We start from the raw sequence: 19906 nt of genomic DNA, 5'->3' as shown, positions 1-19906 counted from the left end.
CTCAGCTCTTCTTCCAGGCCTTGGCCGCGGCGGCCTCCAGCTTCTTCGCGGTGCCCTCCGGGTCGGAGGGGTCGCGCAGGAAGTCCTGGAGGAGCTTCCACTCGCCGGCGCCCTGGGTGCCGCCGAAGGCGGCCGGGGCCTGGTCGGACATGTCGAACCGCACGCCGTCACCGGCCTCCACCAGGGACTGGGCGATCTGCCGGGTGGTCTCGTCCTGGTAGGCGTCCAGGTTCAGGGCCTCGTTGGGGGAGATGAAGCCGCCGGCCCCGGCCCACACCTCGGCGGCCTCCGGGGTGGCCAGGAACTCCACGAACTTCATCCCGGCGTCGGAGTTCTCCCCGTCCTTGAGGACGACCGCCGCGTCCCCGCCGCCGACCACCGGCGGCTCGCCGCCGTCCACGGCCGGGAAGGGGAAGAACTTGGCCTCCTCGCCGACCTTCTTGCCGAACTGCCCGCTGATCAGGCCCGCGACGAAGTCGCCCTCGTAGACCATGCCCGCCTTGGGGTCGTCGCCGAAGACCTTCTCGACGGACTCGGGGAAGTCCGTGCGCAGCGCGCCCGCGCCGCCGCCCTCCACCAGCTCCTTGTCGCCGAAGAGTTCACCGAGGGTGGTCAGGGCCTTGACGACGGACGGGTCGGTCCAGGGGATCTCGTGCGCGGCGAGCTTGTCGTACATCTCCGGGCCCGCCTGGGAGAGGTAGACGTTCTCGAACCAGTCGGTGAGCGGCCAGCCCGCCTCGCCCGCCACGGAGAAGGCGGCCACACCGGAGTCGGAGAGGGTCCGGCCGGCCTCCAGCATCCCGTCGTAGTCCTCGGGCGGGGTGACGCCGGCCTGCTCGAAGGCCTCGGGGCCGTACCAGACGGTCGACTTGTTGGACGCCTTGAAGTACAGGCCGTAGAAGACGTCGTCGATCGTGCCGTACTCCTTCCACACCGGGGCGAAGTAGTCGCGCGCGCGGTCGTCGGCGGTCTTCGACAGCGGCTTGAGCCAGCCCTTCTCGGCGAACTGCTCGAGCACGCCGACCTGCGGGACCATCACCACGTCCGGCGCGTTGCCGCCCTGGATCTTGGAGCCGACGACCGTTGAGACGTTGTCGCCGGTGGAGACGAACTTCATCTCGGCGCCGGTCTTCTCGGTGAAGGCGTCCATCACCTTCTGGAAGTTCTTCTGCTCGATGCCGGTCCACACCCCGGCGACCGTGACCGTCTCGCCCTTCAGCTCCTGGCCGCCCTTGTCGCCGCCCTCGGCGGTGTCGCCGCCGCCGCAGGCGGAGGCGGTCAGGGCGAGGACGAGCGCCGCCGCGCCGGCGGTCGCGGTGCGTCTGGTGGTGCTGCCTGTGTTCATGGCTGTCCCTCTCGGGGTCGGCCGGCCCGGGGGCCGGAGGGTGGATGGTGTGGGGAGTTCGGTGAAGTCGGTGAGGTCCGGGGTTCCGGGAGGTGGAGGTCAGCGGGGTGCGGGATCGGTGACCCACCAGGCGGCGGTGGAGCCGGGGAGCGTCCCGTCCGGGCACTGGCCGCTGGCCAGCAGCGGGGTGCCGGGCACCGGGGCGGGCACGGGGGAGGTGCCGAAGTTGACCGCGCAGACCAGCCCGTCGCCGCGTTCGAAGGCCAGGACCTCCGGTGGCGCCTCCAGCCAGCGCAGCGTCCCCTCGCCGAGCTGGGGCAGATCGCGCCGCAGCTGGAGGCCGTCGCGGTACAGGTGCCAGAACGAGCGGGTGTCGGCCAGCGCCCGGTCGGTGGCGTGCTCGGCGAACCACTCGGGCTGCGGCAGCCACGGGCGGGCCTCCTCCGCGCCCGAACTGAAGCCGAAGGGCGAGGCGTGGCCCGACCACGGCAGCGGTACGCGGCAGCCGTCGCGGATGCGGCTGCGGCTTCCGGTGCGGCGGAAGATGGGGTCGGTGAGCACCTCGTCGGGCAGGTCCACCACCTCGGGCAGGCCCAGCTCCTCGCCCTGGTAGACGTAGGCGGCGCCGGGCAGCGCCAGCATCAGCAGCGCGGCGGCGCGGGCACGTGCGGCGCCCAGGCCGGGGTTGCCCGGCCCGCTTCCCTCGCCCGCGTAGCGGGTGACGGTCCTGACCTGGTCGTGGTTGTTGAGCACCCAGGTGACGGTGGAGCCGGTGCCCGCGATGTCCCGCAGCGCCTCCTCGATGACCCCGCGGAAGGTGTCCGCGTCCCAGGGCGCGCCCAGCAGGTGGAAGAAGAACGCCTGGTGCAGCTCGTCGGGCCGTACGTACTTCGCGTGCTCGCGGGCGGTGGGCACCGACACCTCGCCCACCAGCAGCCGGTCGAGGCCGTCGCGCTCGGCGTACTCGTCGCACAGCGCGCGCCAGCGGCGCCACACGCCGTGCACCTCGGGCTGGTTCCAGGCCAGCGGGTTGACCGAGTCGCGGGTGCGCTCGTCGGCCTCCGGGTCGGGGGAGTCGGGCAGTTCGGGGTGCTTGAACAGCCCGGCGGCGACGTCGACGCGGAAGCCGTCCACGCCCCGGTCCAGCCAGAACCGCAGCACGTGGTCGAAGTGCTCGGCGACGGCGGGGTCGCGCCAGTTGAGGTCGGGCTGCTCGGGCGTGAACAGGTGCAGATACCACTGACCGGGCTCGCCGCCCGGCTCGGTGACGCGCGACCAGGCCGGGCCGCCGAACATCGCCCGCCAGTTGTTGGGCGGCATCTCGCCCTCCGCGCCGCGGCCGTCGGCGAAGTGGAAGAGGGCGCGGTGCGGGCCTCCCGGCCCCTCGGCCAGCGCGGCGCGGAACCAGGGGTGCTCGCTGGAGCAGTGGTTGGGGACGATGTCGAGGACGACCTTCAGGCCCAGGCGGTGGGCGGCGGCCACGAGGCGGTCGAACTCCTCCAGGTCGCCGTAGACCGGGTCCACGTCGAGGTAGTCGGCGACGTCGTAGCCGTGGTCGTGCTGGGGGGAGGGGTAGACGGGGCTGAGCCAGATGCCGTCCACGCCCAGTTTCCGCAGGTACGGCAGTCCGGCGCGGACGCCGGCCAGGTCGCCGATGCCGTCGCCGGTGCTGTCCAGGAAGCTGCGGACGTAGACCTGGTAGACCACCGCGTCCCGCCACCAGTTCCGGGACGCGCCGGGGGAGGAAGCGGGCCGCGCGATGCGGGGTGAGACGCCGTGGTCGGTCGTGGCTGTGAGCATCCCTCGTGATCCCGTTCCTGCTCGCGGAGCACATGCTTCGGAGCCGCTGTTCGTGAGCCGCTGTTATGCATGCATGTTATGTACGGGTGTCATCGAGGTGTCAACGAGTGGTCGAGAAGCCGCCCTCGTATGCCCTGGTATGTCCGGGCAAGGCAAGGGGTGTCCAGAAGTGCTCAGAAGGGAGTGCAGCTACTTAACATGTATGTAGAAGGTGAGTGGCTGAGAGGGGCGCGTAGCCCGCGAGCCGATCAGTCCTCGCGGGAAGGCCCGGCACCCGCGCGCGCGAGGGACCGCAGCTCGCGCGCCAGCCGCGCGACCGCCTGCCGCGGGGTCTGCCGCCCCGCCATCGCGTCGTGCACCACCGCCTGCACCACCAGGCTCACCTGGTCGTAGCGCGGGCTCTTGGGGCGCGGCTCGGCCGCCAGCACGCTCTTGCGCAGGGCCGGCAGATGGGGGAAGGCGCGCACCAGCTCCGGATCGGAGTACAGCGACGCCCGCACCGGGGGCAGCGCCCCCTCGGTGAGCACCCGGCGCTGCACCTGCTCACCGGTCAGGTACGCGATCAGGTCGGCCGCCGTCTCCGGGTGCCGGGACAGGGAGCTGACCGCCAGGTTGGAGCCGCCCAGCACGCTGACGCCCGGACCGTCCGGGCCGGGCAGCGGCACCGCCCCGAACCTCCCGGCCACCTTCGACCCCTCGCCGCCGGCCAGCGCGTACACATACGGCCAGTTGCGCAGGAAGAGCAGCCGCCCGTTCTGGAAGGCCTGCCGGGACTCCTCCTCCTTCCAGGTCAGCGACTCCTTCGGGATCCAGCCCTCGCGCACCCCGTCGGCCAGGAAGGCCAGCCCCTCCACGGTCGCCCCGGAGTCGGCGGTCACCGTCGCGCCCTCGTCGCCCAGGAGCGAGCCGCCCGCCGAGCGCACCGCCTCGGTGGCGTTGGCCGTCAGCCCCTCGTACGGCAGGAACTGGCCCGCGTAGCCGTCCAGTCCGTGCCGGGGGGCGACCTCGCTCGCCAGCCGCTCCAGCTCGGCCCAGGTGCGCGGCGGACGCTCGCCCTCCTTCGCCAGCACGTCCGAGCGGTAGTACAGCAGCCCGGCGTTGGTCACGTACGGCACCGCGTACAGCCGCCCGCCGAAGGTGGCGGTGTCCACCACCGGCGGCAGGAAGGCGTCCAGCGGGAAGCGGCCGGGGTCCACCGGGGCGATCCAGCCGGCCGCCGCGAACTCCGAGGTCCAGGCCACGTCGATGTTGAGCACGTCGAAGCGGGAGCTGCCCGAGCGCAGGCCGGTGACCATCTGGGCGCGGGTCTCGTCGGCGGAGTCCGGCAACTCCACCAGGGTCGCCTCCTCGCCCGGGTGCGCGCGGTTCCAGTCCTCCAGCACCGGGTCGAGGTAGTCGGTCAGATCGCCCGCGGTGACCAGGGTGACGGGGCCGCGCCCCCCGGCGTGCGCGACCGGACCGGCGGCCGGCGAGCCCAGCCCGGCATAACCCGCCAGCACCACGGCGGCGGCCAGGAGCCCCCTCCCCGCGGCCCGCGTCCACCGCATAGGTCCCTCCCCAGCGCACCGGTCGTGCGCGGCCTCACCGTCGAGCACCGGACGCCCATATATACCCGTTGGGCATGGGCGATACTAGACGCCGACCGACAGACAGCCGACGCACCGCCGACCGGGCCGCCGCCGCCCGGAAGGGGCCGCCGGCCCGGCACCGGCCCGGCACGGGACGGGGAGGAGGAGTGCGCGCGTGCGTCTGCCGCTCCTGGCCCTCCTCGCGGCCGGTCCCGCCCACGGATACGAGCTCAAGCAGGCCCTTGAGAAGCTGCTGGGCGCCGCGTACCCTCAGCCGAACGTCGGGCAGATCTACGTCACGCTGGGCAGGCTGGAGAAGTCGGGTCTGATCGAGGGGGAGGACGTCGAGCAGTCCGCCCGGCCCAACAAGCGGATCTACCGGCTCACCGACGCGGGGCGCGAGGCGGTGCGGGCGTGGTTCGAGGAACCGACCGACGAACCCCGGGTGCGCGACGAGTTCTTCATGAAGCTCGCGATCGCCCCGCAGACCGGCCTGGCCGACCAGATCGCACTGATCAACAAGCAGCGCCGCCAGTACCTCAACACCATGCGCGAGCTGTCCCGGCTCGCCGCGGCCGAGGACCGGGACAACCGGGTGGCGCAACTGCTGATCGAGGGCGCGATGCTGCACCTCCAGGCCGACCTCGACTGGCTGGAACGCTGTCAGGAGGAGTTGGAATGAGCCGTTACCGGGCACCCGCCGGCCAGGGCCCCGCCGGCCAGGCCCCCGCCGCACCGGCGAAGGCGCCCCCTCTCCTGCGGGCCGAGGGCCTGGTCAAGACCCACCACGGCGAGGGAGCCCCGGCCAGAGCGGTACGGGGCGTGGACCTGACCGTCTCGCGCGGCGAGTTCGTCGCCGTCACCGGCCCCTCCGGCGCGGGCAAGTCCACCCTGCTCCACCTGCTCGGCGGACTCCAGAGGCCGGACGCCGGCAGCATCTGGTTCGACGGCACCTGCCTGGACTCCTACGGCGAGTCCCAGTGGGCGGTGCTGCGCCGCCGCCGCATCGGCATCGTCTTCCAGTTCTTCAACCTCGTCTCCAACCTCACCGTCGCCGACAACGTCGAACTGCCCGCCCTGCTGGCCGGCGGCAGCCCGAAGGGGGCCCGCGCCGACCGCGCCGAACTCCTGGCCGAACTCGGCCTGGAGGGCAAGGAGCGCAGCATGCCCGGCGAGCTGTCCGGCGGCGAGCAGCAGCGCGTCGCCCTGGCCCGCGCCCTGGTCAACCACCCCGACCTGCTGCTGGCCGACGAGCCCGCCGGCAGCCTCGACAGCCGCGGCACCCGCGAGGTGCTGCGCCTGCTCTCCCGATTCCACGGCCGCGGCCAGACCATCGTGCTGGTCACCCACGACGCCCGGATGGCCAGCGCCGCCGACCGCGTCATCAGCTTCTTCGACGGCCGAATAGCCGACGACGCCGCCCTGGGCGCGGACGGCCCGGGTGTGCGGCGGCGCGGCAAGGGCGTGGCCGGCGTACTGGAACTGAAGGACTGAGACGACGTGCGCGCCACCCTGCGCTGGGCCCACGCCGACCTGCGGGCGCACCGCGGCGAGGCGCTGTTCACCGTCCTGGCCACGGCCGGGATCGTCGCCTCCCTGCTGCTCGCCGGCGCGCTGTTCTCCTACACGGCCGACCCCTGGCAGCGGGTCTTCACCCAGTCCGAGGGCGCGCACGTGTGGATCCACACCCGCGACGGCGCCGAGCCCGAGGAACTGCGCGACCTGGAGGGCGTCGCGGGCCTGTCCGGACCCTTCCGCACCGCCCGCACCACCGTGGAACTGGGCGGCGCGCGGGCGACCGCGGAGCTGCGCGCCACCGGGCCCGAACCGCCCGAGGTGGGACGCCCGCTGGTCACCGCCGGCCGCTGGCCGGCGGCCGGCGCCGCCGACGAGATCGTCCTGGAGGGCTCCCTCGCCCGCGCACTGTGGGCCGAACCCGGCGACACCCTCACCGCACGGGGGGCGCGCGGCAGCGAGCACACGCTGCGCGTCACGGGCGTCGCCGATACCGCCGAGCCCCGCTACGCCCCCGGCGACACCCCCGGCGTCGGCTGGCTGCCGAGAAAGGCCCTGGAGGCGATCCAGCCCGACCCCGAGCGCACCGGGCAGACCGTCGGACTGCGCCTGACCGACCCCGGGGACACCGACTTCATGGTCCAGCGCGCCGTCACCGCCCTCGGCGCCGACCAGGTCTCGCAGGTCACCCGCTGGCAGCAGGCCCGCGCCGACGCCGCGGGCGAGGGGCGGCTGCTCGGCCTGCTCCTGGCCCTCTTCGGACTCGGCGCGCTGCTGGCCGCCGCCCTGGCGGTCGCCGGGGCGATCAGCACCCGCGTCCACGGGCATCTGCGCGACATCTCCGTGCTGAAGGCCATCGGCTTCACCCCCGCCCAGGTCGTCCGCGTCTTCCTCGTCCAGCACCTGGGCTTCGCCCTCCTCGGTGTCGCCGGCGGAGCGGCCGGCACCGAACTGCTGGGCGCGCGCATCCCCGGCCGCATCGGCGAGGCGGTGGACGTGTGGCGGCAACTGCCCGGCCACACCTGGACGGTGCTGGCCACCACCGGCGCCTCCGTCCTCTTCATCGCCACCGCCACCTCGCTGGCCGCCTGGCGCGCCGGCCGGGTGCCGCCCGTACCGGTGGCGCGTACGGCCGTGCCGCGCGGACTGGGCCCGCTGACCCTGCCCGAGCGGCGCGCCCTGGGCCGGGACGCACCCCCCGCCCTCGTCCTGGGCTGGCGCGGCGCGTTCCCCGGCCGGGCCCGCTCGCTGGCCGCCGTCGGACGCCTGGCCGTGCCGCTGGCGATGATCACCGCCGCGCTGGGCGCCTGGGCCACCGTGGACCGCTTCCACGAGCACCCGGAGGAGGTCGGCCTGCCCGCCGCCCTCACCGTGCGCGACGGCTCCCCGGACGGCTCCGAGGCCGACCACCGCGCCCGCACCGGGCGGCTGCTGGCCGCACACCCCGACGTCACCGCCGTCCACCCCGGCACCGAGGTCGAGGCCCTCGTCCCCGGCCAGACCGCCACCATCACCCTGCGCGGCCTGGGCACCGACGCCGACCCCTACCCCTTCGCCCTCGCCGAGGGCCGCCTCCCCGACGGCCCGGACGAGGCCGTCGCCGGGCAGGGGCTGCTCGACCTGCTGGACGTACGCGTCGGCGACTGGGTGCGCATGACCGTCCAGGGCCGCCCGCAGATCCTCCACATCACCGGCCGCTCCATCGAACCCGAGGACGGCGGCCGGGTGATCTCCACCTCCCTGGACAACCTCGATCTGGGCGACGGCCCGGGTCCGGCCGCGCCCGACGTCCACCACCTCGTCCTGCGCGACGGCGCCGACGCCGGGGAGGTCGGCGCCGAACTGGCCGCCTCCTCCGGCGGACGCCTGGAGGTCCGCGAACCGGCCAACCCCGCCGACGAACTGGTCGGCGTGCGCGGCGTCCTCGCCGGACTGATCGCCGTCCTCGCCCTGATAGGGCTCACCGAACTGTCCACCGTCCTCGGCGCCCGCGTCCGCGACCGGGGACGCGACCTGCTCGCACTGAAGGCCATCGGCCTGACCCCACGCCAGATAGCGGGCGTGATCACCGTCTCCACCGCCTTCACCGCCCTGGCCGCCGCCCTGGCCGGCACCGTGCTGGGGGCCGCCGCCGGACGGTGGCTGATCGACGCGCAGGGCCGCTCCAGCGGCATCGGCGCGGGCATAGCCCAGTACCCGCACCCCGGCGTCCTGCTGCTGGTGGCCGCCGCGGCCGTGTCGGGCGCGGTCGCGGTCTCGGCCGTCCCCGCCGCCCGCGCCTCCCGCCGCCGCATCGCCGACACCCTCAGCGAGACCCTCTGACCGGCCGGCCGGCCGGCCCGGCCCGGAGCCGGAAACGGGTTCTCCCCGCTCCGCGGGGGCGGAACGGGGAGAACCCGGAGGAAGGGACTGCTGTCAGAACGGACCGCGCGGGATCAGACGCCCGCGATCGACTGGATCCAGGAGCGGTAGGCCGTCACGTTGGTGTAGGCCGTGGTGGTCTGCCGGTCGCTGGTGGACGCGACGCCGACCTGGACGCCGTTCGCCATCATCGGGCCGCCGGAGTCGCCGCCCGCGGTGATGCCGTCGCCGCGGCGGGCGCAGATCGCCGAACCGTAGTAGGCGTCACGGCAGCCGCCGGTCACGATCACGTTCGCGACCTTCAGGTACTGCGACTGGCAGTTGGCCTCGGAGCCGCACCGGGAGGTGGCGCCCCAGCCGTAGACCTGCACGGTCTGGTTGACCCGCACCGAACCCGGCTGCCCCAGGCGGGCGTAGGTCGCCGAGACGGAGCGGTCCAGGCGGACCAGCGACAGGTCCGAGGAGGAGTGGTTGTAGATCTGGGTGCCGTTGGCGACGGTGCCGCCGCTGTGCTGGTTGAGGCTGCCGATGCGGAACGACAGCCCGCCGCCGCTGACGCAGTGCTTGGCGGTGAGGATCCATGTCGGCGCGATGATCGTCGCGGAGCACGTCTCACGGCCGTTGGAGAACAGCCGCGCGGCCCAGGGCGCGTTCTGCGCGTAGCCGCCGCCGATGATCGGCTGCGGGCCGCCGCTGCCGGGCGCCTCCTTGGCGGAGGCGGCCGGGGCCAGCACGAAGAGGGAGAGAACGGCGGCCATGGCCGCGATCAGAGCGGGGACGAGCCTGGTTATTCGCAAGGGGTGCCTCGCTTCCGGATACACGCGATGGTTCGCGTGTGACCTGTGGGGGAGGCACCAGGATTCCCGTAAGCGGAACGGGCTGGGTACTACCACTTGGCCATAGCACGGTGTTATGGCCCGGGCTTTCGGAGCCTTGAGGGCGGCTCAGAGGTAGATCTGCCGCCCGCAGTCGCGGCAGCGGACCTTGCCGCCGAGCCTCCCGATCCGCCGGTGCCCGCACGAACCGGTCCCCGTAGCGCCGCCTGTGCCGCCCGTTCCGTCCGGCGGCTCGTCCCGGCAGTGGGACTGGAGGCGCACCATGTGGTCCAGCTCCGCGATGCACGGGCCGCACGCGTACACGTCGCCCGTCGCGCCGGGAGTGCGCACCGAACCGATCCACAGCACGCGCACGCCCTCACGGCGGCAGTACAGCCAGCAGCCGCCCGTGGTCCAGCCGTTGGCGTCGTCGGTGTGCGCCGGCAGCGGCCACCCGTCACGCCACGGGCGCTCGACGGCCGGGGCGAACGGAGGCGGCGTCACACCGCACCCCGTTCGATGACGGCCGCCAACTCCCGCGCCACCGGCGCGGAGCACTCGCCGAGGACCACCATCGCGTAACCGGCCGCCCCGTCCGCGCGCACGGGGGTGCGGACGTCCACGGCCGGGAACCGGATTCCCGCCCGCCGCAGCGCCTCGGCGAGTGCGTCACGGGCCGCCTCCGCCTCCCCGATTCGTTGCTCCCCAACCTGATCCGAACCTTCCATCACCATATGGTGTGATCCCTCCGCCGTATCCCTGTGCGAGAAGCGACAGCACGACTACCGTCGGTCGCGTTCGCTTTACGAGCATGAACCGGAGTGGAGCGCGAACACCCGTGGCCGGGAAGCCCTTCCCGGCCGCCCGGCGCCGCTTCCACACATTCCACGGAGGGGGACGGAATGCCGCCGAGAAGAGTGGTCACGGGCCGCAGTCAGGAGCCGCGCCGGCGGTTCGCCGAGGAGTTGCGCACCCTGCGCACCGAACGCGGCGACAGCCTGCGGAAACTGGGCGAGGCACTGGGCTGGGACTGGTCGCTGTTCGGCAAGCTGGAGAGCGGCCAGACCATCGGCAGCCCGGACGTCGCCCAGGCCCTCGACCAGTACTACGGCACCCCGGGCCTGCTGCTGGCCCTGTGGGAGCTGGCGGCCGGGGACGCCACTCAGTTCCGCGAGAAGTACCGCCGCTTCATGGCACTCGAGGGCGAGGCGGTGAGTATTCAGAAGTACTCACCCGGTGTCGTGCCGGGGCTGCTCCAGACCGAGGCGTACGCCCGTGAGCTGCTGACACTGGGTGGCCTGCGTCCAGGTGACGAACTGGAGCAACAGGTGAAGGCGCGCATGAGCCGCAGAGATGTTCTGACGGGCGATGGTGCACCTCAGCTCAGAGCGATTCTCGACGAGGCCGTTCTGCGCCGCCCGTTGCCGGACGCCACGGTATGGCGCGAGCAGTTGAAGTATCTGGTCGATACGGCAGAACTGTGGAACGTGATACTGCAAGTGCTTCCGTTTCGCGCCGGACTGCGCGAACTGAGTCACACGGACACGGCGTTCCTGCGACTCCTGGACGGCAGGACCGTCGCCTGGGTGGAGACCGCCTACAGCGGGGAACTGATCGAGGAAGCGGCCCGGGTCGAAGAACTCCAGGTCGGCTACGATCGGCTGCGCGACCACGCCCTGTCCCCGCGTGACTCGGCGGAGTTCCTACTCCGACTTCTGGAGGAGCATTCATGACCACCTCCCCGCACGAGATAACCGCCGCACGGTGGCGCAAGTCCAGCTACAGCAACCTCAATGGAGGCGACTGCGTCGAGGTTGCCGACAACCTCCCCGGCACCGTCCCCGTGCGCGACAGCAAGACCCCGCACGGCCCGGCCCTCGCCTTCGGCCCGGACGCCTGGGCGTCGTTCCTCACCGCCGTCAAGGGCGACCGGCTCGCCGGCTGAGCCGGACCGGCGGGTGCTGTCGGTTGGTATCCACCGGCACCTTCATCAGATGCCGATGTCAAACGGCCTCGAAGGGGCAGTTGCCTGGATTGTGGGAGAGATCGGAGTGCAGGCGTTGCCAGCCAACATGCTGGTCACTCCACGCGGAGCTTTCGTAGATGGCGGCCTTGGCCTCGGACAGGAAGGTTCCGAACACTCGGGACATGACGTAGATGGTCTCGACCGGGGAGTTTCCTCGGCTCCGTAGTTCTCGAAGTGCCTGCTCGCGTTCAGGGGTGCCTCGACTGACCATGCTCGATGCGAGCGCGTCCAGAGCTGATCGATCCATTGCCTGATCCTCCATTGATCCGGAGTGGACCGCTTGGCCAGCAAGGGCACCAGGTGTCGACGGGACCATACGTCTGCCCTGTTGTCCTGCTGGGAGGCGATCCCAGCAGGACAACAGGTCGCCTCTGGCCTGAAAGGCGGACGCCAAGGTCCAGTCGGCCCACCGAAACCGAGACTGTAGACCGGTTGCGGCGAAGCCCTTACGTCCTGCTGTTCGCGCGAACGGCGATGACGAAGGCCACGGCAAGGAAGGCGATGGAAACCGCCCACCAGAGGGCCGCGTAACCTTCGGTCGCCTGGCTCAGCAGCAGGGAAGCCGCAGCGAGCATCAAGAAGGCGGTCACCCATGCCCGTTTCCGGACCACGGTTCTCTCCGTTCCTGCTTCACGGTTTCAGAGCTGATGACGCCCCGGTACCGTCCCCGTGCGCGACAGCAAGACCTCGCACGGCCCGGTCCTCGCCCCGGACGCCTGGGCGTCGTTCCTCCATGTACGACCGTACGTGAGCTCAAAGGGGCGCGGCAGAACCCGTTCGCGCCCTTGTCGGCCGTCAGGCAGACTTATCGCGATCACGTCAAGGGAGCTGGAGGGTCGGTGCGGGGGAGAGTTCTTTTTGCGGCAGGAGTATTGGTGCTCGCAGTCGGCTGTGCTGGTGAGCAGCCCGAGCGCGATACCGCCTCGGCCACCACGACGACTCCCAGCGCTGCCGCCACCTCACGGGAGCCGGTGGTGCCACTCGATCCGGTGGCGCAGGAATGCGTCCAGGAGGTGATGGAGGTACTGGAGCTGTCCTGGCGGGGGAAGGCGGACCACGGTCGGCCGGATGCCGAGGGTCAGGCGAAGGTGGAGGCGTTCAACAAGGAGAATGCGACGACCCCCCGTCACCTCGTCTTCTCCAAGAACCTGATGCTGGGCTCCGGGTGGATTGCCATGGCGACGAGCGACGGCCAGAGCGAGGACGAGGCCATACAGGAGACGGTCACCGACATCCGTGAGTACGTCGAGACGGACTGCGTGTCCGCCGACGAGTGAGCCCTCGGGGAGGGACTGATGGTCCCGTACCGCTCCCGGTGCAGACATAACACCTTGACGGCAGCTTTCCGGGCGGGCGGATGTCAGGCGCCGTCGTAGAGCGAGCGGATCTCCGTCGCAGCGTGGGCCAGCTCCGCGCGGGCCCCGGGTGGGGTGAGCATCTCCACGTCGGCGCCGAACCGGAGAAGTCTCCGTGGCCGTCTCCCCGCACGGGATGACCGCCGCGCGGTGGCGCAAGTCCAGCCACAGCAACCAGGACGGAGGAGCCTGCGTCGAGGTGGCCGGCAAACCTCCCCGGCCTTCACGCCCGAGCTCAGTAGCGGTAGCGGGCCTGGACCACGATCACACGATCTTCACTCGGCGTCGTCGGCCTCGATCAGCTCACGGGGCGAGACCCGGCCTTCCTCGGCTTCCGCGATCGACTCGGCCAGACGCCGGGCGTTCGCGAGCGAGCGCAGGAGGTGGATCGTCTCCTGCCAGGAGGCGAAGTCCTCCTCCGGCCGCAGTACGGCGTTCCCGTTGCGGGATGTGATGTGCACGGGAGCGCGGTCGTTGTCGACCTGCTCGATCAGCGGAAACAGGTTCCTGCGAGCCTCGCCGGCGGTGATGGACACGGTCACCCCTCCCTTCGGGTGGTACAGGAAACGGCACCACTCACTACCATGTGGGGCCGGCCACGGCTTCCACGAGCCGCCGGAGACAGCCCTTTCACATGCTGCGTACGCCGGACAGTTCACAGGCCAGGGTGGCGGCCACTGTCAGCGGCGGGGGGCGCCCCGCCTGACCTGCCGGGAGCGGTCGCGCCTGCGGCGCGAGGAGTTCGACGACCGCTTCCTGCCGCCGCCGCCGTCCCGTCCCGGGCCCTCGCCCTTGGCGGCGCGGGACGCACCGGCCGTGTCGGCGGCAGGGGCGGTGTCGGCGTCGAACGGCGCCTCTCCGGTCTCCTCCGCCTCGTCGTAGTCCGGGACGTCTCCGAAGTCCGGCGCCTGGAAGGGATTCCGGGCCGGAGGCCGGGACGCCGCCTGGGGGGTCGGGGGCGCCTGGTCGGGAGCGGAGAACAGTTCGGTGGTGTCGATGGGGAGATCTGCCTCTCGGGGCGGAAACGTGGTGTGGGGGGAGGCGGCCGGCCGCCGTGCGGCGGCCGTGCGCGGCGGCCTCAGAGAACGTTCAGCTTGAGGTACGGGCTGAGGATTCGCACCTGCTTGGACCCGAAGTCGACGAGTACCGCGACGCCTTCCTCGACGGTGACGATCCGGCCGAGGCCGTACGTGTCGTGGGTGACCCGCTCTCCCTCGGCGAAGTGCTTGTCGGGCGGTGCGACAGGGGCTTTGAAGGGGCTGGTGGGCAGGTGACGCCGGGCTACGGCCGATTTTGTCATTAACGCCAGTATGCACCCGCCGGTCCGGCTCGCGCCCCGGCGTACCGCTTCCACTTCCCGGTCCGCACCTCCCGCCGGGGTGCGCTCACGGCTCGACGACGGTCTCCTGGGCAGCCGCGGTGTCGCCCGCGAGCAGCTCCGCGTCCACCGGGACGTTCCGCTTCACCAGGGCCAGGGCGATCGGGCCCAGCTCGTGGTGGCGGGCCGAGGTGGTGACGAAGCCGAGCTGCCGCCCCTCCTCCCCGTCCTTGGCCAGCCGCACGGGCGTGCCGTGGCCGGGCAGGTGCACCTCGCTGCCGTCCAGGTGGAGGAAGACCAGCCGGCGCGGCGGCTTCCCCAGGTTGTGGACGCGCGCCACGGTCTCCTGGCCCCGGTAGCAGCCCTTCTGCAGATGGACGGCGGTGCCGATCCAGCCCAGCTCGTGCGGGATGGTGCGGTGGTCGGTCTCCAGCCCCAGCCGGGGCCGGTGCGCCTCGACGCGCAGCGCCTCCAGCGCCAGCACGCCGACCGCCGGGCCCAGGGAGGCGGCGTAGGACTCCAGCTCGCCGCGCGGCAGGAACAGGTCCCGCCCGTACGCCGTCTCGCGGACGGCCACGCCCTCGGGCACCTCGGCGATGGAGCCCGCCGGGAGGTGCACCACGGCGTACTCGGCCGTGGCGTCGGCGACCTCGACCCGGTAGAAGAACTTCATGCTCTCCAGGTAGGCGATCAGCGCCTTCTCGGTGCCCGGCTCGACGTGCATCCAGACCGTGGCGCCGTCGTCCACCAGATAGAGCGCGTGCTCGATGTGGCCGTTGGCGGAGAGGATCAGCGCCTCGGTGGCGCGGCCGGGCTCCAGCTCGCTGACGTGCTGGGTGATCAGCAGGTGGAGCCAGCTCAGACGGTCCTCGCCGGTGACGGTGACCACACCGCGGTGCGAGAGGTCCACCATTCCGCCACCGTCGGCGAGCGTGCGCTGCTCGCGGAAGAGGTCGCCGTAGTGCGCGGCGACGCCTTCGTCCGGCGCCTCGGCGGGTACGGCGCCGGGCAGCGACAGCAGGGGGCTCTTGTACGACATGCGGCCAGCCTACGACCCGGAGCCGCCCGCGCTCTCGTCCGCGTCCCCCTCGGTGTCCTCCGCCTCGGTGTCCTCCACCGCGTTTCCCCCGGAGGCCCGCCCGGCGCAGTCGCGGCAGCGGCCGAAGATCGCGAAGTGCTTCATGTCGGTGTCGAAACCGAACTCCTCCCGCAGCCTGCCGGTGAAGTCGGCGGCGAGCGCGATGTCGGCCTCGATCACCGTGGTGCAGTCCCGGCACACCAGATGCATGTGGTCGTGCCGGTCCGCCAGGTGGTACGTGGGAGCGCCGTGGCCCAGATGGGCGTGGCTGACCAGCCCCAGCTCCTCCAGCAGCTCCAGCGTGCGGTAGACGGTGGAGATGTTCACGCTCCCCGCCGTACGCCGCACCTCGGCGAGGATGTCGTCCGGAGTGGAGTGCTCCAGCTTGTCCACGGCTTCCAGCACGAGCTGGCGCTGCGGCGTCAGCCGGTATCCGCGTCTGCGTAGGTCGCTCTGCCAGTCGGTGCTCACCACAGTGGCCAGTGTAGGAGGGGCGCCGGGCATACCGGCCGGATCGCGCTATCGAGTGCCGAGGAGCCCGGTGAACAGCAGGTCCCCCAGCGTTTCGCGGAGTTCGGCGGTCGTCCGGGCGATCTCCGTGTGGATCCGGACCTTCTCGTCCAGCGCGGCGAGCTGTCCGCCGATCTCCCGCTGGGTATGGAGGGGAGGCAGCGCGACGGGGATGCCGCCCAGATCCCGGAGGGAGATGTGCTGGATCGTCGACCCTCGGGTGTGCCTGGCGATGTAGGTGGCGACGGCCGGTCGCGAGAGGTGGCCCACCAGGAAGTCGGGGAGGACATCGTCCAGCGGCCTGATCCTCACCAGGTGCCCGCTGAACAGCCAGCCCGCCTGCTGCTCGGAGACCAGGGCGGTGCGCCCCACGGCACCCGAACGGGCGAGGAGGACGTCTCCGGGCCTGAGACGGTGGTGGGAGGACTGGACGGGAACGGCTCCCTCCGGGAGCCTGCCGACACCGTCCGGGGTGATCCGCCGGTCGCTGATGTCCCGGGGCCTGACCAGGGGAACGCCCTCACCGTCGTGCTGGCCGGTGCGCAGGGTGGCCCAGGACGGCCCGCCCTGGAGCTCGCAGACCTCCGCGAGACGCACCTCGCGCCACCCCGGCGGCAGTGGACTGTTCGGTCGGCTCATGCGCTGTGCCTCCGCAGTATCGATTCGACGGCCGCGTCGATCCTCGCCGCTTCCTCGTGCAACTTGGCGAGCTCATCGCGCAGGTGATCGATACGGGCGTGGTGGTCGGGCGCGCTCCCCTCCACAGGAGCGGGGGACACGTACAGGGAGGGAGCGAGGGCGTAGCCGTTACCGCGTATCTCGCCGATGCTCGCCGACCTGCTGAACCCGGCCCTTCCCCGGTACGCCGTACCCGTCGCCTGTGCGTCCCGCCAGGCGTGGTACTCCCGGGCGACGGCGGCGACCTCGTGGTCCGGCAGGTGCCGGACGCTGCGCGAGAGCATCTCCCCCAGAGCGCGGGCGTCGATGAAGAGGATCTCGTCGCACCTTCCCCTCGGCGCCCTCAGGATCCACAGCGTCACTGGGATGCCGGTGGAGAAGAAGAGCCCCGGGGGAAGCGAGACCAGGCACTCCACGGCGCCGTCCTCCACCATGGCGGACCGGATCGTCCGCTCTCTCCTGTTGGCCGAGGTGGCCGCGATGTTGGCCATGACCAGACATGCTCGTCCACCAGGAGAGAGCAGGTCCACGGCGTACTGCAGCCAGTCGAAGTTCGCGTTGTGGGAAGGGGGCGGCCCGTACTGCCAGTGGCCCTGCCGGGGTGCGGAGCCGGCGCCGCGGACATTGAACGGAGGATTGGCCAGAAGGAGGTCGACCTTGCGCCCGAGCGGAGCCGTGAGCGCGGACGGAGCAGTGGTACCCGGCTTCATTTCGGCCGAGGAGTGTCCGCGCAGGCCCAGCCCCAGCCTCGCGAGTCGGAGGGAGAACTCGGGCAGACCGGCTCCGCTGACCCGGATGGAGGCCGCGGAGCCGGTGGCGGTCCAGGTGTCGACGACGGCCGTCAGCATCTCGCCCGCACGGCAGAACGGGTCGTGCGCTTCGGTCGCGTCGACAGTGGGTGTCACGAGGGCGGCGGCGGTACGTGCCACGGACACGGGGGTGAAGAGCTCGCTTCCCGCCCGCCCGGCCCACTCCTCGGCATATTTCCTCACCAGGAGATCGAAGGCGCGCACATACTGACCCCGGTCCTCCGCGGCATGCGCGTCGATCAGGCGGACCGCATCTGCCAGGGCCTGTTCCCTGCCCTGCCAGGACTGCACGGTGGAAGGGGAGAGCCCGGTCGGAAGACCGCCCGCGATCACCTGCCGGAGGCCGGCGGTTTCCGGACCGTGCGCCGTGTGGTCGGCGAGCTTCCTCAGTGAGCTCCACATCCGGGGTTGAGAACCGCACAGGTAGATCAGAGCCAGCAGCATCTCGGCGCGATCGGGCAGTGGCACGCTTCCGCGTGGCAGGAGGGTGTCGTCGCTCGCGAGCCGCTCGACGACGCGCAGCAGTGGTGCGGCGTCCACAGCCCTCGAAGACGCGACGGTACTCGCTCCCGAGCCGGCGCGGAAACGATCCCCGTATGTCATACCGGCGGGCTCGTCCTTCCCACGCGCGTTCACCGGGATGACGCGACGGTCCAACCAGTTGGCGACCTCCGCCGCACGGAAGAGTTCCGTGCCGCTCTCCCCGGCCGAAACGGGTCCGGGGAACGTGTCGGGATGACGCCGCTCCCAGTTGCTGACAGCGGGGCGGCGCACTCCGGCGAGCCGGGCGATCTCGGCCCGGGAAACGAGCCTGCCGGTGAGGTCTTCCACGGACGACTCCCTCTGGTCAGAAGCGTGAATCCGGCCCGTTGCGGCGGGCGAGCACGGAGGGAAAGCGGTCGAGTGCCTGGATCTCCTTCACGAGTTCGGGACTCATGTAGCCCAGCAGACGGTAGATCTTGGCGTGATCGGCGGCCAGGTCACGGTGGTGGACGGGCTCGTGGTGCATGACCCGGTTCCGGAGCAGCACCAGCGACCAGAGACTGTCGTAGAGGACTCCACGCCTGCCGGAGTAGTGCGGGAAGGCACGGTGCAGGATGGGCACCCACAGGCGGCGGTCGTAGCCACGGCTGAGAAGCGAGGCCCAGAAGCCGAAGGACAGTTCGGCGACCACGCTGTCCGCGGGCACGGACCGCATACCGCGCTCCTCGCACTTGCGCCGTGCTCTGGCGACCAGACGCCGGCCGTTTCCGTTGAGGGGGAAGGCGTCCCACCAGTCCGCCCCGTACCGCTGCCCGATCCGGTCGTGCAGAGCGTTGCGCAGGGTCACCTCAAGGCAGTGCAGAGGGCCGTAGAGGGCGGCGGATGCCTCCACGTTCCACCAGTAGAGCCGTGTTGCCGCGGCGGCGTCTCCCCCAGTTGCCCGCAGGTAGCGGTTCAGACGGGGCTCGGAGAAGGCGTGCAGCATCCAGTCGGGCAGTTCCTCGGCCATGGTGCTCCCCCCGGAGGTGAGGGCTGCTTCCCGCAGCCCGGTGCGTTATCGGATGGTCGTGGTAGCGTGGTGGTGAAAGCCCCTGGTCCGCCTCTGCAAGCAAGCCGCCAGGGGCACGGCTTTCGGAACCCCCGGTCACTGCTGATGACCGGGGGTTCCGCCGTTTTCCGGGTTTCCCCGGACATGTACGCGGAGCCGCTCCGCCGCGGGACGGCGAGCCGAGGCGTTGGAGGAGAAGCTAGTGACAGGGCAGAGGGATGTCAAAGAGCACTTCCATGCTCTTTGTTTTGTTAACCCTCTGCGGATTGACGGGAGGCGCGACTCTCTGCTCGTTCCGCAGCCCAGTGGGCCCAATGCTGCGGGATGAAAAGGGTGAAAGTGTCGCTCCTGGGAAGAAGAAACCCTCGTGGTGGTCGGTGAAGTGACCACCACGAGGGTATGAAGTCATGGAAACTGTTAACCCTGTGCGAGCGCGCTCGCGCGACTGGGCGGCGGTTCCGGCGTCGTCCGGGCCTGCCCGGAGAAGCGGCCTGCCTGTGAGTGGGGAAGCGGCCTACTTGAAGAAGGCGATCCCGTCGTCCGGGAGGTCCTTGAGGTCCTTGGCCCACTCGCTGGGGTCGACGACCTTCTTCAGGTGCGCCGACATGTACGGGCGCAGCGGGCGCTCCGGGTCGGGGGTGGCCAGCTCGCCGACCCACATCAGGTCGCCCTTGACGTAGCCGTACAGCCGCTTGCCGCCGGAGTACTCGCCGGCCGAGGACAGGCGGGCGAAGGCGTCCGTGACCAGGTCGATCTGCGGCTTCTGCTCGGCCATCTCGCCGTGCCAGACCTCGACGATGCCCCGGTCGCGGGCCATGACGGCCTCGACCCGGCGCTCCGCGTCGATCTTCCAGTAGCCGCTCTCGCTCTCCAGCGGGCGGACCTTCTCGCCCTTGTCGTCCAGCTCCCAGGTCCGCGAGACGTACTCCAGGAAGTCCCGGCCGTCGTGGGAGAAGGTGACCTCCTGGCCGAAGTTGCACTGCTCGCGGTCCGGGAAGTCCGCGACACCCGCGCCCGCCCAGTCGCCCAGGAGGAACGCGAGGGGGACGAGGTCCGGGTGCAGGTCGGACGGAATCTCGATCATGGGGTGCTCAGACGATCTGTCGAGGGCGTGTGGTCGGGTGCGGCCCGGGCCCGGGCCGCACGCGTGGCCCAGGTTATGGGACGGAACGGGTCAGCGCTGGCCCTGGTAGAGCT

Annotated in this window: 22 protein-coding genes and 1 pseudogene; 7 read left to right on the top strand and 16 right to left on the bottom strand. The window is 71.5% G+C overall.

Going from position 1 to position 19906, the window contains the following annotated elements:
* Position 1: 1 nt before the first annotated feature.
* From BM237_RS02520 to BM237_RS02510, 3 genes are all read right to left on the bottom strand, one after another.
* Positions 2 to 1345 (bottom strand): ABC transporter substrate-binding protein, encoded by a 1344-nt coding sequence (locus tag BM237_RS02520; protein WP_093847210.1) that lies wholly within the window; start codon positions 1343 to 1345, stop codon positions 2 to 4.
* Between the two features lie 99 nt (positions 1346 to 1444).
* A complete protein-coding gene (locus BM237_RS02515; RefSeq protein ID WP_093847208.1) occupies positions 1445 to 3145 on the bottom strand; it encodes a glycoside hydrolase family 13 protein in 1701 nt (566 codons plus the stop codon).
* 248 nt (positions 3146 to 3393) lie between these two features.
* Positions 3394 to 4692 carry an ABC transporter substrate-binding protein gene (locus BM237_RS02510; RefSeq protein ID WP_093847206.1) on the bottom strand — a complete coding sequence of 433 codons (1299 nt, stop codon included), beginning with the start codon at positions 4690 to 4692 and terminating at the stop codon, positions 3394 to 3396.
* 196 nt (positions 4693 to 4888) lie between these two features.
* On the opposite strand from BM237_RS02510, the gene BM237_RS02505 reads away from it, so the two are divergent.
* Genes BM237_RS02505 through BM237_RS02495 form a run of 3 tightly spaced genes read left to right on the top strand, consistent with a single transcriptional unit; the run spans position 4889 to position 8550 of the window.
* Entirely contained in the window at positions 4889 to 5395 is a 507-nt protein-coding gene (locus tag BM237_RS02505) for a PadR family transcriptional regulator (protein WP_093847204.1), read from the top strand.
* Positions 5392 to 6207 (top strand): ABC transporter ATP-binding protein, encoded by an 816-nt coding sequence (locus BM237_RS02500; protein WP_093847202.1) that lies wholly within the window; start codon positions 5392 to 5394, stop codon positions 6205 to 6207. The genes BM237_RS02505 and BM237_RS02500 overlap by 4 nt, the downstream gene beginning before the upstream one ends.
* A 6-nt stretch (positions 6208 to 6213) precedes the next feature.
* A complete protein-coding gene (locus BM237_RS02495) occupies positions 6214 to 8550 on the top strand; it encodes an ABC transporter permease (RefSeq protein ID WP_093847200.1) in 2337 nt (778 codons plus the stop codon).
* A 113-nt stretch (positions 8551 to 8663) separates the two neighbouring features.
* Here the strand turns inward: BM237_RS02495 and BM237_RS02490 are convergent, their stop codons facing one another.
* The 3 genes from BM237_RS02490 to BM237_RS02480 all read right to left on the bottom strand — a co-directional run bounded on the left by BM237_RS02490 (position 8664) and on the right by BM237_RS02480 (position 10132).
* Complete coding sequence (locus BM237_RS02490) at positions 8664 to 9347, bottom strand: S1 family peptidase (RefSeq protein WP_093847198.1); 684 nt, start codon at positions 9345 to 9347, stop codon at positions 8664 to 8666.
* A gap of 186 nt (positions 9348 to 9533) precedes the next feature.
* The gene (locus tag BM237_RS02485) at positions 9534 to 9908 is read right to left on the bottom strand and encodes a hypothetical protein (protein WP_245793358.1); all 375 of its coding nucleotides are present in this window, start codon (positions 9906 to 9908) and stop codon (positions 9534 to 9536) included.
* Entirely contained in the window at positions 9905 to 10132 is a 228-nt protein-coding gene (locus BM237_RS02480; RefSeq protein WP_093847420.1) for a hypothetical protein, read from the bottom strand. The genes BM237_RS02485 and BM237_RS02480 overlap by 4 nt, the downstream gene beginning before the upstream one ends.
* 174 nt (positions 10133 to 10306) lie before the next feature.
* On the opposite strand from BM237_RS02480, the gene BM237_RS02475 reads away from it, so the two are divergent.
* Positions 10307 to 11137 (top strand): helix-turn-helix domain-containing protein, encoded by an 831-nt coding sequence (locus BM237_RS02475; RefSeq protein ID WP_093847196.1) that lies wholly within the window; start codon positions 10307 to 10309, stop codon positions 11135 to 11137.
* The gene (locus BM237_RS02470; protein WP_093847194.1) at positions 11134 to 11349 is read left to right on the top strand and encodes a DUF397 domain-containing protein; all 216 of its coding nucleotides are present in this window, start codon (positions 11134 to 11136) and stop codon (positions 11347 to 11349) included. The genes BM237_RS02475 and BM237_RS02470 overlap by 4 nt, the downstream gene beginning before the upstream one ends.
* 58 nt (positions 11350 to 11407) lie before the next feature.
* On the opposite strand, the gene BM237_RS28925 is transcribed toward BM237_RS02470, so the two are convergent.
* Positions 11408 to 11692 (bottom strand): hypothetical protein, encoded by a 285-nt coding sequence (locus BM237_RS28925; protein WP_139238053.1) that lies wholly within the window; start codon positions 11690 to 11692, stop codon positions 11408 to 11410.
* Between the two features lie 184 nt (positions 11693 to 11876).
* Positions 11877 to 12020, bottom strand: a complete 144-nt coding sequence (locus BM237_RS29130) for a hypothetical protein (protein WP_175540856.1) — start codon at positions 12018 to 12020, stop codon at positions 11877 to 11879.
* A 285-nt stretch (positions 12021 to 12305) separates the two neighbouring features.
* On the opposite strand from BM237_RS29130, the gene BM237_RS28640 reads away from it, so the two are divergent.
* Positions 12306 to 12707, top strand: coding sequence for a hypothetical protein (locus BM237_RS28640; RefSeq protein ID WP_093847192.1), 402 nt, complete (start codon positions 12306 to 12308; stop codon positions 12705 to 12707).
* Between the two features lie 214 nt (positions 12708 to 12921).
* Positions 12922 to 12993: pseudogene (locus tag BM237_RS30470) on the top strand (DUF397 domain-containing protein); the annotation flags it as partial.
* Positions 12994 to 13060: 67 nt separating this feature from the next.
* On the opposite strand, the gene BM237_RS02455 reads toward BM237_RS30470, so the two are convergent.
* From BM237_RS02455 to BM237_RS02420, 8 genes are all read right to left on the bottom strand, one after another.
* On the bottom strand, positions 13061 to 13321 hold the full coding sequence (locus BM237_RS02455) for a type II toxin-antitoxin system Phd/YefM family antitoxin (protein ID WP_093847419.1): 261 nt from the start codon (positions 13319 to 13321) through the stop codon (positions 13061 to 13063).
* A gap of 542 nt (positions 13322 to 13863) precedes the next feature.
* On the bottom strand, positions 13864 to 14085 hold the full coding sequence (locus tag BM237_RS02450; protein ID WP_093847417.1) for a hypothetical protein: 222 nt from the start codon (positions 14083 to 14085) through the stop codon (positions 13864 to 13866).
* 85 nt (positions 14086 to 14170) lie between these two features.
* Positions 14171 to 15142: a CAF17-like 4Fe-4S cluster assembly/insertion protein YgfZ gene (ygfZ, locus tag BM237_RS02445; RefSeq protein WP_093847190.1), complete on the bottom strand. Its 972-nt coding sequence runs from the start codon at positions 15140 to 15142 to the stop codon at positions 14171 to 14173.
* Positions 15143 to 15151: 9 nt separating this feature from the next.
* Positions 15152 to 15655: a Fur family transcriptional regulator gene (locus tag BM237_RS02440; protein WP_093847188.1), complete on the bottom strand. Its 504-nt coding sequence runs from the start codon at positions 15653 to 15655 to the stop codon at positions 15152 to 15154.
* Between the two features lie 45 nt (positions 15656 to 15700).
* Positions 15701 to 16330, bottom strand: coding sequence for a restriction endonuclease subunit S (locus tag BM237_RS02435; protein ID WP_093847186.1), 630 nt, complete (start codon positions 16328 to 16330; stop codon positions 15701 to 15703).
* Entirely contained in the window at positions 16327 to 18009 is a 1683-nt protein-coding gene (locus BM237_RS02430) for an N-6 DNA methylase (protein WP_093847184.1), read from the bottom strand. The genes BM237_RS02435 and BM237_RS02430 overlap by 4 nt, the downstream gene beginning before the upstream one ends.
* A 16-nt stretch (positions 18010 to 18025) precedes the next feature.
* Complete coding sequence (locus tag BM237_RS02425) at positions 18026 to 18670, bottom strand: hypothetical protein (RefSeq protein ID WP_093847183.1); 645 nt, start codon at positions 18668 to 18670, stop codon at positions 18026 to 18028.
* A 553-nt stretch (positions 18671 to 19223) separates the two neighbouring features.
* The gene (locus tag BM237_RS02420) at positions 19224 to 19793 is read right to left on the bottom strand and encodes a heme-binding beta-barrel domain-containing protein (RefSeq protein WP_093847181.1); all 570 of its coding nucleotides are present in this window, start codon (positions 19791 to 19793) and stop codon (positions 19224 to 19226) included.
* Positions 19794 to 19906: the final 113 nt, after the last annotated feature.

It is taken from the genome of Streptomyces mangrovi, assembly GCF_900114215.1.
Classification (GTDB): domain Bacteria; phylum Actinomycetota; class Actinomycetes; order Streptomycetales; family Streptomycetaceae; genus Streptomyces; species Streptomyces barkulensis.
The sequence above is the reverse complement of the archived record's forward strand: the minus strand, read 5'-3'. Positions and strand labels throughout refer to the sequence as shown.